9 protein-coding genes are annotated in these 14,146 nt (G+C 41.8%); 2 read left to right on the top strand and 7 right to left on the bottom strand.

Translation table 11 applies throughout. From position 1 onward, the window contains the following. Positions 1–20 precede the first annotated feature (20 nt). Together IT970_RS01255 and speA are read right to left on the bottom strand one after the other, a co-directional pair. Positions 21–899, bottom strand: coding sequence for an acyltransferase (locus IT970_RS01255; protein ID WP_036974093.1), 879 nt, complete (start codon positions 897–899; stop codon positions 21–23). A gap of 21 nt (positions 900–920) precedes the next feature. Next, positions 921–2,801, bottom strand: a complete 1,881-nt coding sequence (speA, locus tag IT970_RS01250) for a biosynthetic arginine decarboxylase (RefSeq protein WP_075594197.1) — start codon at positions 2,799–2,801, stop codon at positions 921–923. 197 nt (positions 2,802–2,998) lie between these two features. On the opposite strand from speA, the gene speE reads away from it, so the two are divergent. Beyond that, a complete protein-coding gene (gene speE, locus IT970_RS01245; RefSeq protein WP_074989836.1) occupies positions 2,999–3,862 on the top strand; it encodes a polyamine aminopropyltransferase in 864 nt (287 codons plus the stop codon). A gap of 78 nt (positions 3,863–3,940) precedes the next feature. Here the strand turns inward: speE and IT970_RS01240 are convergent, their stop codons facing one another. Next, entirely contained in the window at positions 3,941–5,542 is a 1,602-nt protein-coding gene (locus IT970_RS01240; RefSeq protein WP_118843928.1) for a methyl-accepting chemotaxis protein, read from the bottom strand. Between the two features lie 237 nt (positions 5,543–5,779). On the opposite strand from IT970_RS01240, the gene IT970_RS01235 reads away from it, so the two are divergent. Continuing rightward, a complete protein-coding gene (locus IT970_RS01235; RefSeq protein WP_196857550.1) occupies positions 5,780–7,822 on the top strand; it encodes a glycoside hydrolase family 97 protein in 2,043 nt (680 codons plus the stop codon). Between the two features lie 57 nt (positions 7,823–7,879). Here IT970_RS01235 and IT970_RS01230 read toward each other — a convergent pair whose 3' ends face one another. From IT970_RS01230 to acnB, 4 genes are all read right to left on the bottom strand, one after another. Next, on the bottom strand, positions 7,880–9,121 hold the full coding sequence (locus tag IT970_RS01230; RefSeq protein WP_074989839.1) for a cysteine desulfurase-like protein: 1,242 nt from the start codon (positions 9,119–9,121) through the stop codon (positions 7,880–7,882). A gap of 10 nt (positions 9,122–9,131) precedes the next feature. Continuing rightward, entirely contained in the window at positions 9,132–9,764 is a 633-nt protein-coding gene (locus IT970_RS01225) for a 2OG-Fe dioxygenase family protein (RefSeq protein ID WP_118843926.1), read from the bottom strand. Between the two features lie 363 nt (positions 9,765–10,127). After that, a complete protein-coding gene (locus tag IT970_RS01220) occupies positions 10,128–11,069 on the bottom strand; it encodes a hypothetical protein (RefSeq protein ID WP_075594170.1) in 942 nt (313 codons plus the stop codon). 217 nt (positions 11,070–11,286) lie between these two features. Next, positions 11,287–13,884 (bottom strand): bifunctional aconitate hydratase 2/2-methylisocitrate dehydratase, encoded by a 2,598-nt coding sequence (acnB, locus tag IT970_RS01215; RefSeq protein WP_065978931.1) that lies wholly within the window; start codon positions 13,882–13,884, stop codon positions 11,287–11,289. Between the last annotated feature and the right edge of the window lie 262 nt (positions 13,885–14,146).

Genomic DNA, 14,146 nt, shown 5'->3' with positions numbered 1-14,146 from the left:
CTCAGCTGTGCCAGCAGCATCTACTCAGCTTGCGATTCAAACTGGGCAAGCTGCTGGTTTTTCTCTTCCCAAATACGATTTAACTCCGCTTGAAAATTCACTCTAAAGTCTGCATCACCAGTGTAATCACCTATTAAATTAGGACTGACATCCATCACTTCAACGCGAACATCGATTTGCTTCACTCGGCCACTGGCAAAATCCACAAAACTTGGAATACCACCCGGGTAGTGAATGGTGACATTTACAACTTTTGAGATCTGCTCACCCATAGCTTGCATAACAAACGCCACACCACCCGCTTTCGGTTTTAATAAGTACTGAAAAGGGCTCTTTTGACGCGCATGTTTTTCAGCGGTGAAGCGCGTGCCTTCCACAAAATTTACGATGCTTACAGGCATTTCTTTAAATTTTTCACAGGCTTTACGCGTTGTTTCTAAATCTTTTCCGCGCAACTTTGGATTTTTCTTAAGCTGTGACTTGCTAGTACGCGTCATAAATGGAAAGTCTAACGCCCACCATGCAAGCCCTAGAAAAGGAACGTATATCAATTCCTTTTTCAAGAAAAAGTTTAAAAACGGGATACGGCGATTAAAAATACGCTGCATAACTAAAATATCAACCCAGCTTTGATGATTAGCAATCACTAAGTACCAGTCTTTTGAACGAAGTTGCTCAAGGCCCGTTACATTCAGTTGATAAGAAGCAAATACATTTTGGTTTATACCATTGCACGTAACCCACACTGTGGCACATTGCTTAGCAATCCAACTCATCAACTTTTGTAATGGTTTAATTGGAATGAGTTTAACCAAACCACACAAAAAAATAGGCACGAACCAAAACAGCGTATTTAGGGTGTAAAATAAAATACTCAATACACAACGAATAACGGACATTACTACTTATTCCTTTAACCTTTAATCTTCAAAATACGTATAGCCAGCAAGGCCCGCATTTAATTCAGACAAATATTGTGCCTTAGATTGCGCATCAATTTCCAGCTCATCCACACGTTTTGCGAAGTTGGCAGCCAGAATATCGCTATCATAATCAACGAACTTTAATACGTCCTTAACACTGTCGCCTTTAATCGCATTGGTTAATTGGTAGCCAGCCTCTGTCAGCTCTACATGCACTGAATCGGTATCACCAAATAAATTATGTAAGTCGCCTAAGATTTCTTGATAAGCACCAACTAAAAACATGGCAATGTGGTACTGCTGACCTGATTTATACTCAGGGATAGGTAAGCTGCTTTCAATGCCTGTTCCCTCAACATAATTGCGAATTTGACCGTCTGAATCGCAGGTAATATCTTGAATGATCGCGCGTTGAGTGAGTGGTTTATGTAAATTTTCAACAGGCATTACAGGGAATAATTGCTGGATCCCCCACACATCTGGCAACGACTGAAACAGTGAAAAGTTAACAAACAACTTATCGGCAAGCTTCTCATTTAAATCGTCGAGCACTTCACGGTGTGCACGCGCATTGTCGCTCAGTGAAGCGCGAACGCGATGTAAAATAGTAAAATAAAGTTGCTCAAGCTTCGCCCATTCCAGCATCGTCAGAAGACCATGGACATATTGATCATGTGCTTCGCTAAATAAATGCATTGCATCATGATAAATCTCCAGCGCCATGCGAGGTGTTAAGCGCTGTAAGCATTGCCACATTTCATCTAGCACTAAAACATTGTTTGACTCTGGCGGAGTTGGATTTACATGATTTGGCGCACGCTCGACATCAATCACATCGGTAATCAATACCGCGTGATGCGCCGTTAGCGCACGCCCTGATTCGGTGATTATTGCAGGCTGCTTTAAGCCATGTTGTTGGCACACTTCTGCAAATGCATTCACAACATTACGCGCATACTCATCAACACTGTAGTTCATAGAACACGCACTACGTGAACCAGACCCTTCGTAGTCAACGCCTAGACCCCCACCTACATCAACGGTATTAAGTGGTACACCTAACTGGGTTAGTTCGGCAAAATGACGTGCACATTCACGAAGTGCGCGATGAATGTCACGAATATTGGCAATTTGAGAACCGATATGAAAATGCACCAATTGCATTAAATGTAATTTGTTTCGCGACTGAAGTAATTCAACCGCAGACAGCACCTGCCCAGCAGTTAAACCAAACTTACCTTTTTCACCCCCCGTGTTCTGCCACTTGCCTTTGCCCACAGAGTTTAAACGAATACGAATACCAATCGATGGTTCAATGCCCAAGTCATCAATTTCAGCTAATAAGGTGCTAAGTTCTGACAGTTTTTCTACCACAATATGCACTTTGTGACCTAAACCTTGACCGATACACGCTAAACGTAAAAATTCACTGTCTTTGTAGCCATTACAAACAATGGTAATCGGTTCTTTGGCAACACCTAAAATTGCCATTAATTCAGGTTTAGAACCCGCCTCAAGACCCACTAAACCACTTGGGTGAGCAAGTAGCTTTGTTACGACCGAACGTTGCTGGTTCACTTTAATTGGGTAAACACACGTATAAGTGCCTTGGTAGTCGCGAGCTTGACGAGCTTTAGTAAAAGCGCTTGTCAGCGTATCAACACGATTTTGCAAGATATCAGTAAATCGAACTAAAACAGGTAAGGTAAGACCTTGCTTCTTAAATTGCTCGGTGAGTTCAGATAAAGAAATTGCAGATTTAGTTTGATCACCGTCAGGGTAAGCGACCAGCTCACCTTGTGCGTTAATATCAAAATAACCGTCACTCCAATGAGCAACATTATACGTTTCGCGTGCTTTGTCTAAACCCCAAGTCATGGCCATGTCTTCTGTAAATTCGTTAAATATAAACGCGCATTTTAATACGCTCGCGCCTACCACGCTAACAAAAATTGCCCTATATGCCAAAGTGATAAAAAATATTCGCTATACTGATTAAAATTTGATTGAGCAATTGGCCAAGCACTGGCAGAATTGCCCCCTTTTTTACCATTAACTAAAAGTGTATAAGCAAGATGGCTAATTTAGATCAAAACAACTGGTTCACTGAAATTAGTGACCGTGATGGTAGCGCCTTTTCACTGCGTATAAACAAAAAGCTTGATGAACAGCAATCGCCGTTTCAAAAAGTAGAGATGTATGAAACAACTGACTTCGGTAATCTTATGATTATTGACGGTTGTACAATGGTAAGTAGCCGTGAGAACTTCTTTTATCACGAAATGATCAGCCATCCTGCTCTTCTTGCGCACCCTAATCCTAAAAATGTAGTGATTATCGGTGGCGGTGACTGCGGCACATTGCGTGAAGTATTAAAGCACCCTGGTGTTGAAAGCGTCACGCAAATTGATATTGATGAAGTTGTAACGCAAATGTCGCTTAAATACTTCCCTGAATTATGTGAGTCAAACCAAGACCCGCGTGCCACAGTGATGTTTGATGATGGCATTAAATACATGCGTGAAGCTGCGCCAGAATCAATTGACGTGGTTATTGTTGATGGCACCGATCCGGTGGGCCCAGGTGAAGGGTTATTCAACCATGCTTTTTATACAAGTTGTCTAACAGCACTTCGTCCTGGCGGCATACTCATTCAACAAAGTGAATCACCGCTTATGCACATGCCTTTATTAGTTGAGATGCGTGACGCGATGAAAGACGTGGGCTTTAATGACCTACAAACGCTGCCATTTCCACAACCAATTTACCCAAGCGGTTTATGGTCAGTTACTCTTGCACGTAAATCACAGGCATTTGATGGCTTTCGTGAAGACGACGCGAATACACTAGCTGAAGGAACTGAATACTACAACGCTGGTATTCACTACGGCGCACTAGCAACACCTAACTACATGAAGCGCGCTTTTGAGAAAAAGTAATGTAAGGTTGTTTATTGATTAAAAAGGGCTCGCTGAGCCCTTTTTTAATTCCTTTAGAATAGTTTACGCAGAGGGGCATTACACCTTAAAACGGTTCACTAAATGATTTAGCTCATTGGTGAGCTGATTCATTCGGTTTGCCACTTCTTGTGTTGAACTTGCCAAGCCGCCTCCTTGTTGGGTTTGATCATTTAAATCAGATAAATTCTGGCTAATTTCATCTGCAACAGCCGTTTGCTCTTCAGTGGCCTGTGCTGTTTGCATTGCCATATCATTCACTTTTACCGATGAGGCTTGCATCGCATTAAGCACGTCATTCGTTTGTGTGAATGATTCAACAGCTTCATCGGCAAAACGCTTACCACTGTTTATAGCCTGCAAAGATTGCTCAACGCTTGAAGCAAATTGTTCAACCATGGTTTGAATATCGTTCGTGCTTTCTTGAGTACGCGTTGCCAATGTTCTTACTTCATCGGCAACCACTGCAAAGCCCCGACCTTGCTCACCGGCACGCGCAGCTTCGATTGCCGCATTCAGTGCCAGTAAGTTAGTTTGCTCTGCGATTGCACGGATCACTTCCAGTACCTTCGCTATATTATCTGAGCTTTGTTGTAACTCGGTAGAGCGCTGCGTTGCGTGATCCATATTCTCAGACAAAGCAACGATTTTCTTACTGGAATTATCAACCGCTGATAACCCCTTCTTAGCCAATTGCTGAGAATTATCTGCTTCATGAGAAGACTGTTGCGCCACATTTGCGACTTCACGACTTGCAACACTCATTTCGTGTACTGCACTCACAATTGACTCGGACGCCTGACTAAGCTTTTGATTAACTTGATGGTTCTGATTTGAAAACGAATCTAGATCATGCCCGAGACTTTGTAATTCTTTGGCTTGTTCGAGTATGTCTTTTATCAATTGCTGTAAATTATCCAAGAAGCGATTAAACGCGGTTGCTAAATCTGCAAACTCATCTTGGGTTTTAACATTAATACGCCCAGTTAAATCACCATCACCAGACGCAATTTCGTTTATTCGTTCAGTAACATAATTCATTTGGGTCGTTAACTGTCGTGGAATGACATAACTAAACCAACCCGCAACCACTAATACCACGGCAATCATTATCATTAGTAATGCTTTAAAACCTGTGATTTTATCCATTAGCTTTTCAGTTTCGGACTGCGAGGTTTGTTCTGCCACCTCACCCGCTTTATCTAAAATGTCACGAAGCGCCGAAAAGGACTGTTCTGCCATTTGATTTTGAGACGCACTGGTTGCGCTATTAATATAGGCTGTCGATGCCGAATACCATGCATCAAAAGCACTATTAAAATTACGAAACTGCGCTAACACTTCTGGATAAGGTGACATGTAAGATAAATATTGTTCAAAGCGCTCTTGCACTTGGTCAGCATTTTCTCGATGTTCCGCTAGAAAAGACTGATCACCTTTATCCATTGTCACTAAGTGCAACTCTGCCACTTTCGCTTGATACAAATCTCGATCTGCATTCACGATAACTGACACCGCATTTAAAAATCGCTCCGATTGCGTATCTATGGCTTCTTTTTGTAAGTTAATTAAATAACTGTAGCCAGCTATTAATATAATAATAGCGACCCCAAGCAACACAATGGGCAGTGAACTTTTGACACGAATACTCTGTAACTTCATACGTTTTCCTAATTCAAATTCGAAACCAGCTCATTCCTTAAGATCTTAGTAGAAAAATAGTAAAAGTGTGCGAAATTAAAAATACAAAATGAGGCGATTTAATTAAGGCGGCTATTACAACCTGAAAATTGAATACGTATGCAGATCACTCGTATTAGCAGGCAAGTCAATTTATGCTTAAAGCTTATAGGAACATATACGACAACAATCCATATTCTGCATCGCCAAGGAATAATAATGAAATATACAGCCTTACTACTCGCTGCCTTCTCAGGGACGTGTTTAGCACACACTACCACGGTCAGTTCGCCTGATGGGCAAATTAAAGTCACGATTTCTGATGAACAACACACCCCTAGCTATGAAATCAGCTTTGCGGGAAAGCAAGTTATTGCACACTCTGCTTTAGGACTTGTTTTTAAACAACAACCTGCAATGAGTGAAGGCTATAAAATTAGCAGCCAAACGACTAATTCTGTAAAAAGCAGCTGGGAACAACCTTGGGGTGAACGCCAAACGGTAGTTGATAACCACAACGAAGTTGCTGTCACCTTTAAAAAGCCACAACCCCAAGGTGGCACCTTTACCGTGCGTTTTCGTGCCTTTAATGATGGGGTAGGTTTTCGCTACGAACTACCGAATCAATCAGGTTTTGAAGATGTAGAGATCACCAAAGAGCTCACTGAATTTGCAATCACCGATTCAGCCAATGCAACTGCATGGTGGATACCTGCTCGCGGTTGGAATCGATACGAATATGTTTATAACACCACGCCTGTTCACAAAGCCCCTTTAGTACACACTCCGTTTACTATTAAAAACAAAGATGGTGTTCATATCAGCATCCACGAAGCTGCGCTGGTCGATTACGCGGGTATGGTATTAAACCAACGCCGTGATGGTACTTTCCAAGCTGACTTAACACCGTGGTCCGATGGGGTTGCCGTTAAGAAACATGGCGCATTCAACACGCCGTGGCGTACTATTCAAATTGGGGATGAAGCGGTTGATTTAATTAACTCTGACATCATTCTCAACCTTAATGAACCAAATAAACTCGGTGATGTATCTTGGGTTAAGCCCGGTAAATATGTGGGTATTTGGTGGGGTATGCATATTAATGAAAATACGTGGGGAAGTGGAAAAACTCACGGCGCAACGACCGCAAACACCAAATACTATATGGACTTTGCCGCACAATATGGTTTTGACGGTGTACTTGTCGAGGGATGGAACATTGGTTGGGATGGCGACTGGTTCTATAACGGTGATGTATTTAGTTTTACCAAACCCTATGACGACTTTGATATTGCAGAGCTTACTCGCTACTCCAAAGAGAAAGGTGTACAGCTAATTGGTCATCACGAAACCTCGGGGAATGTCACTAATTATCGTAACCAAATGGAAGATGCCTTTGCACTGTATGAAAAATCAAACGTAAGCCAAGTAAAAACGGGCTATGTTGCAGACGGTGGCAATATTAAACGTGTTGATGAAAATGGCATAGTGCGTAAAGAGTGGCACGATGGTCAATTCATGGTGAATGAATACCTTTATAACGTGAAACTTGCAGCAAAGCACAAAATCAGCATCAACACTCACGAACCCATTAAAGATACTGGCTTACGCCGCACTTATCCAAACTGGATTGCACGTGAAGGCGCGCGAGGCCAAGAGTTTAATGCTTGGGGCACACCGCCCAATCCACCAGAGCATATTCCAATGCTTGCCTTCACACGTATGTTAGCGGGACCTATGGATTTCACCCCAGGTATTTTTGATATGGGGTTCAATGGGTTGGGTGCTGATAGTAATCGTCCACAAACAACACTTGCAAAGCAACTGGCGTTATACGTAGTACTGTACAGCCCTATTCAAATGGCTGCTGACTTACCACGCAATTACTTAGCAAAACCGGATGCGTTCCAATTTATTCAAGATGTGCCTACAGATTGGCAACACAGTATTGCGCTGCAAGGTGAAGTAGGTGATTACGTTGTCTTTGCACGCAAAGAGCGTAAACGCGATCACTATTCAGGCAATGACTGGTACCTAGGTGCAGTCACTGATGAAAATGCACGTACACTGCAAGTTAAACTCGACTTTTTAGAGAAAGGTAAACGCTTTGAGGCGCAAATTTACCGTGATGGCGATAAAGCTGAATGGGTTAACAATCCCTACGACTTAAAAGTAGAGAAACGCCTTGTGTCTGCAAGCGATAAACTCACTTTAAAACTTGCCACAAGTGGTGGTGTCGCGATTCGTTTTAAAGCGCTGTAAAAGAAAGTCACAAGAAAATGATGCTACAACCACGTTGTAGCATCATGTTTAAAGGTATTAATTTATTTTTAATAACTGATCAAACAAATCGAACACCTGATCAAGCTCTTCAATTGTGTTGTAATGCATACAACCAATACGCACTACACCCCCTGTGTCTAATACACCTAATTGCTTGCATAAACCTTGTGCATAAAAGTTGCCATCCCATACACAAATGTGATGTTTACCTAAAAATTCAGATACAACACGCGGTTCAATGCCTTCAAAGATTAATGCAAAGGTTGGAGTACGCATTGATAAGCGCGCAACGTCATTAATACCAAACAATTTAATACGTGAGTAATCGGCTAAGCGAGTTAAGAAATGCTTACTGAGCGTCATTTCATGTTGTTTAGTAATAGCAAAAGCAGCCGCTAATTTTTCTCGGCGCGAATGACTATCATCCAACTCGCTAATAGCAGCAATGTAATCAACGGCAGCAATTAAGCCAGCTAAAGCTTCAAAGCTTTGTGTCCCCGTCTCCCAACGGCCTGGGATGACGTCTTTCGCGGGTTCTACTTTATACGGGGTGAAACCTTCTAAATGCTCACGCTTACCGTATACAAGACCCAAATGAGGACCAAAAAACTTATAGGCAGAGCATGCTAAAAAGTCACAATCAAGTGCTTGAACATCAATCAGCTCATGCGGTGCAAAGTGAACTGCATCCACGTATACAAGAGCACCAACAGTATGGGCAAGCTCGACAACTCGTTTAATATCGTTAATTGAACCAGTGGTGTTTGATGCATATGTCACGGCAACGAGTTTTGTCTTACTTGATAATAAACTCTCAAAATGAGCCATATCTAAGCTACAATCGGCTTCGTTAATTAAAGCCGTTTTAACTAATGTGCCTTTATCTTCAGCTGCTTGCTGCCAAGAGGATACATTTGAGTAGTGATCTGCGTTAGTGACAATAATTTCATCATCAGCAGTCCAATCTCGAGAAATCGCACGGCTAAAGCTAAACGTGAGGCTTGTCATGTTAGCACCAAACACGATTTGCTCTTTAGAAGGCGCATTCAGTAAGTCTGCCGCTGCTTGGCGAGCATCGGCCATTAGCTCAACAGTTTTATCACTTGAGAAAAAAGCACCGCCTAGGTTTGAGTTGAAATAACCTAAATACGCACTCATGGCACTTAAAACAGACTGCGGTACTTGTGAGCCACCGGGACCATCTAAGAAAACTGGCGATGTACCAGCCACATTTTGCATTAATGCCGGAAATTGACGACGTAATTGCGTTAAGTTCATCGTATTTTCCTTACGCAGTTAGCACGAAGCAATCAAGGTAACCCTCTTTGCTTGCATCTAATTTATTCATTGGTGTTGCGTTGTGCCACACTTCACGGTCATTAATGAGTGCGAACATGCCGTCTTTAATTTCCATTTTAAAGCAAGGATCAGCTTGTTGATTCTCGTAAACAAGTAGCTCACCGCCTTCGAGATTTTCATGTGATACACCACAGACACATACATGGTCGAAACCATCTTGATGAACCCCTTCAGGTGCAGCAGGTGTGTCACTGTCGATCGCAAGCATTCTAAATTGATGAATTTCAATATCACGGTCAGCACTGATGCCGGTCATTTCACGGAATTGATGAACAATTTGCTTCATGCCATCACTGGCTAATAAGCTGTCTTCAAGATTCTCATAGGTACGCTCTACATTACCTTGAAACGTATTGATTGAATCATCTTGAACAAATGCTTTTGTTGGTTGTAATTTTAATTCGCCATCAACCACTTTAATTACCGAATAGCGACGTTTACGAAATGCGCCATCTGCGTATGGGTTAGCGGGTAAATTAGCAAAAGAAGGCTTTACTGCGTCAATATGTGATTGGCTTACAAAACGAAGTTGTAAAAGATTCTGGTTGTTTAATGTAGTCATAAAGATCTCGCCTTAATACGTTGAGAATATTGACGAGGATTTTAATGCAATTGATGAGGAAATTTTGCGTTTTTATGTAAACACAACCGGTCTATTGTTTAATTTTAAGATCGTTTTTATTCTTATTTTAGAAGTTTAATCTAAAAAAATAAAAAGTGCTGAAATACACCGTTTAAGCTTAGGGTACCTATTTCAAACCGCTAAATAACAAGACAATGTGAAGTTGATAAAAAGCCACAGCGAACCGTGGCTTTTAGTTTACTCAATAAGTTATGGTCGTCGTATCTGAGACGCTTACAAATTCACTCGCGTAATCTGCTTATCGGAATGTACAGTCTCATTAAAAAAGTGAATCACCGAGTATTAATAGCTCCATTGTAAGCCTAATGCAAACGATACATTACTGTATTCAACTTCAGGTACACGAAGGCGTTGACCGTTTTCTAGATTCTTGGTCACAATATCACGTGACTTATACTGAGCATCGATTCCACCAATCAATGCGATATGAGACAGTACTTGATATCGCATTCCTACCCGCCCCATAACACCCCAACCATTAAAGCTATCGGTGAGTGTCGAGGTTTCAAATTGCGTATTCTGAATCTCAGAATACATAGGTGTACTTAATTCAGTTTCAATATACCAACTATATTTATTAAAACTCTTTTGCAAGCGACTATCGTAACGCGCTCCTATGGTCAGCAAGATCCCCATTTGATCTTCAGAAACCGAAATAACCGGACGTAACTGCGAAGCATAATCCTGCTGCTCTCCTGTATTATTACCTGAATTCATACCGGGTAATGTAAATCGCGCGGGATTATTTGGGTCATCTGATAATGCGATTAATGCTTCGTCGAATGCTGTTGCACCGGGTTGTACAAATGCAAAATTCGAACGCGTGAAACTAGAAGTAAAAAACTTTGTCCCTAGTGTAAATTGCACTGTTTGAGAAAAATTATACGCCCCCTTAAAACCTATTTCATTCGCTTTCGTTTTAAATGCATTTTCTTGAATAGCACCAAAGTCATCCATGTACCACGTCTCAGTTTCAATTTCTGTGGATATTGTTGCAGCACTTTCAATATAAAAGCCCCAGTTATCATCGATACCTGTGTATGAAATTTGCCGTACGGCAGGGTTTGTTACATCAATAGATTGATTAAGTTTCCCAAAGCCTGCAACATCATTTAAAGTTTCGCTGTAGCTAATTGTTTCGAAACCTACTCTAACTTCACTAAAAGAGGGGTTAACTGCCAATACAGAACTACTAAATGGGAGTAGAAAAAGGAGTGCTTTCATTATTCAGTTCCTTGAAATACAGAGTCTGCGTCGCCAAGAAATAGATGCAGCCCTTCCTTGGTTACACTTTTAAACATTAAGTTACACTAATTAACTTTTTACATTAATCAGTGTAGACAAACGTATTAGTATTTCAAATAAAACTGAACAAAAAGTTAATAAAAAAGCCCGCATATATAATGCGGGCCTTTTACAGTAAAACTCAATTAGTTACTTATTACACAGCTTGCTGAACAATTACTTGATCTGCCTTTTTAGTGTATTGAGGCATACGGTGGAAGTTCAGGTAGCGATAAGTATCAGCTGCTGTTGCGTTGATCTTATCTGCGTACTCTTGATATTCAGCCGGTGTAGGCAGCTTACCTAGAATTGCAGCAACCGCTGCAAGCTCTGCTGATGCTAAGAATACGTTTGCGCCAGTACCAAGACGGTTAGGGAAGTTACGAGTAGACGTAGACACAACTGTCGCCTTATCAGCAACGCGTGCTTGGTTACCCATACATAATGAACACCCTGGAGTTTCAATACGCGCACCTACACGACCAAAGATACCGTAGTAACCTTCGTCAGTAAGCTGATCTTTATCCATCTTCGTTGGAGGAGCAACCCATAACTGAGTTGGAATACGACCGCTGAAGCCATCAAGAAGTTTACCCGCAGCACGGAAGTGACCAATGTTAGTCATACAAGAACCGATGAATACTTCGTCGATTTTCTCGCCTGTAACGTCAGATAGTAAACGTGCGTCATCTGGGTCATTTGGCGCACAAAGAATAGGTTCTTTGATTTCAGCTAGGTCGATTTCAAGTACGTGTTTGTACTCTGCATCGGCATCCGCTTCCATAAGCTCTGGGTTCGCTAACCACTCTTGCATTGCATTAATACGACGTTCGATAGTACGAACATCACCGTAACCTTCAGAGATCATCCACTTAAGCATGACAATGTTTGACTCAAGGTATTCAGCGATAGATTCTTTAGAAAGTTTAACGGTACAACCTGCCGCTGAACGCTCAGCTGACGCATCAGAAAGCTCAAATGCTTGCTCAACTGTTAAGTGCTCAACACCTTCGATTTCTAGTACACGACCAGAGAATTCGTTGATTTTACCTTTCTTCTCAACAGTTAGAAGACCTTCTTTAATACCGTAGTAAGGGATAGCATGTACTAGGTCACGTAACGTGATACCTGGCTGCATTTCACCTTTGAAACGTACTAAGATTGACTCAGGCATATCAAGTGGCATTACACCTGTTGCAGCTGCGAATGCTACCGCACCCGAACCTGCTGGGAATGAAATACCTAGAGGGAAACGCGTATGCGAGTCACCACCCGTACCTACGGTGTCTGGTAATAACATACGGTTTAACCATGAGTGGATTACACCGTCGCCTGGACGAAGTGATACACCGCCACGGTTCATGATGAAATCAGGAAGCGTATGATGAGTGTTTACATCGATTGGCTTAGGATATGCTGATGTATGACAGAAAGACTGCATTGTTAAGTCTGCCGAGAAACCTAAACATGCTAGATCTTTAAGTTCGTCACGTGTCATAGGACCTGTTGTATCTTGCGAACCAACGGTAGTCATTTTCGGCTCACAGTATTGACCAGGACGTACGCCAGGCATGTTACATGCTTTACCAACCATTTTCTGTGCAAGCGTAAAGCCTTTGCCAGAGTCAGTAACAAGAGCAGGTTTGCGGAAGATATCTTCTGCTTCTAGACCTAGAGATGCACGCGCTTTGTCTGTTAGACCACGACCGATAATAAGTGGAATACGGCCACCAGCACGCACTTCGTCAAGAATTACGTCTGATTTTAAAGAGAACGTTGAGATAACTTCATCAGTGCCGTGACGCTTAACCACACCTTCGTAAGGGAAGATATCGATTTGGTCACCCATGTTTAGTTCATCAACAGGTAATTCGATTGGTAATGCACCAGAATCTTCCATCGTGTTGAAGAAAATAGGCGCGATTTTACCGCCTAGACATACACCACCAACACGCTTGTTAGGTACGTGAGGGATATCATCACCCATGAACCAAAGCACTGAGTTAGTTGCAGATTTACGCGATGAACCCGTACCAACTACATCACCAACATACGCGAGCGGTAACCCTTTCGTTTTAAGCTCTTCTAGTTGTGAAATTGGACCAACTTCACCAGGCTTGTCTGGGTTGATACCGTCACGCTCGTTTTTAAGCATAGCTAAAGCGTGCAGTGGGATATCTGGACGAGACCATGCATCAGGTGCAGGTGAAAGATCATCAGTGTTTGTCTCACCCGTTACTTTGAAAACAGTAACAGAGATTTTTTCAGCAACGGCTGGTTTATTTACAAACCATTCTGCATTTGCCCAAGACTCGATAACTTGTTTCGCGAATTCGTTACCAGCCTTCGCTTTTTCTTCTACGTCGTAGAAAGCATCGAACATTAATAATGTGTTTGATAAACCTTTAACGATAATTGGCGCTAACGCTTCGTCGTCTAAAAGTTCAATCATAGGTGCGATGTTGTAACCACCTAACATAGTACCTAATAGCTCTGCCGCTTTTTCTTTTGATACTAATGGTGAGCTTGTTTCACCTTTTGCTACTGCCGCTAAAAAGCCAGCTTTGATGTATGCAGCATCGTCTACGCCTGGTGGTACACGATTAACAAGAAGATCAACGATAAACTCTTCTTCACCTGCAGGTGGGTTTTTAATTAGTTCAATAAGATCAGCCGTTTGCTGAGCATCTAGTGGCGCTGGTACGATACCTAACGCGGCACGTTCTTCTACGTGTTTACGATATTCTTGTAGCACAATATTGCCCTCTTGGTGACGTGAGAGTACTCGGTAGTATTAAACTAAATACAATCATTACCCAGTACTTATAGTATTCTGACGGTTAATTATAAAGCTTTTAAGTATAGATGAAAATCCATGCTGCGGTTAGGCACTTTATATTCACTATAAATAACATGAATAGTGGTAGAAAAAAAAGCTATTCAAATGAATATTTATTAACTAAGAATCATTCCTATCTGCTTTAGCGGTCATTAACAGTGCGTTTAACCCTATTCGC

Origin of the sequence: Pseudoalteromonas sp. A41-2, from assembly GCF_015767615.1 — a bacterium.
Classification (GTDB): domain Bacteria; phylum Pseudomonadota; class Gammaproteobacteria; order Enterobacterales; family Alteromonadaceae; genus Pseudoalteromonas; species Pseudoalteromonas lipolytica.
Note: the sequence above shows the minus strand (reverse complement) of the source record. Positions and strands in the feature narration are given on the sequence as shown.

Coding starts and splice junctions, on each gene's coding strand:
- IT970_RS01240 (WP_118843928.1), bottom strand. CDS start 5,542: ATGAAGTTACAGAGTATTCGTGTCAAAAGTTCACTGCCCATTGTGTTG.
- speA (WP_075594197.1), bottom strand. CDS start 2,801: ATGACTTGGGGTTTAGACAAAGCACGCGAAACGTATAATGTTGCTCAT.
- speE (WP_074989836.1), top strand. CDS start 2,999: ATGGCTAATTTAGATCAAAACAACTGGTTCACTGAAATTAGTGACCGT.
- IT970_RS01225 (WP_118843926.1), bottom strand. CDS start 9,764: ATGACTACATTAAACAACCAGAATCTTTTACAACTTCGTTTTGTAAGC.
- IT970_RS01230 (WP_074989839.1), bottom strand. CDS start 9,121: ATGAACTTAACGCAATTACGTCGTCAATTTCCGGCATTAATGCAAAAT.
- IT970_RS01235 (WP_196857550.1), top strand. CDS start 5,780: ATGAAATATACAGCCTTACTACTCGCTGCCTTCTCAGGGACGTGTTTA.
- IT970_RS01220 (WP_075594170.1), bottom strand. CDS start 11,069: ATGAAAGCACTCCTTTTTCTACTCCCATTTAGTAGTTCTGTATTGGCA.
- IT970_RS01255 (WP_036974093.1), bottom strand. CDS start 899: ATGTCCGTTATTCGTTGTGTATTGAGTATTTTATTTTACACCCTAAAT.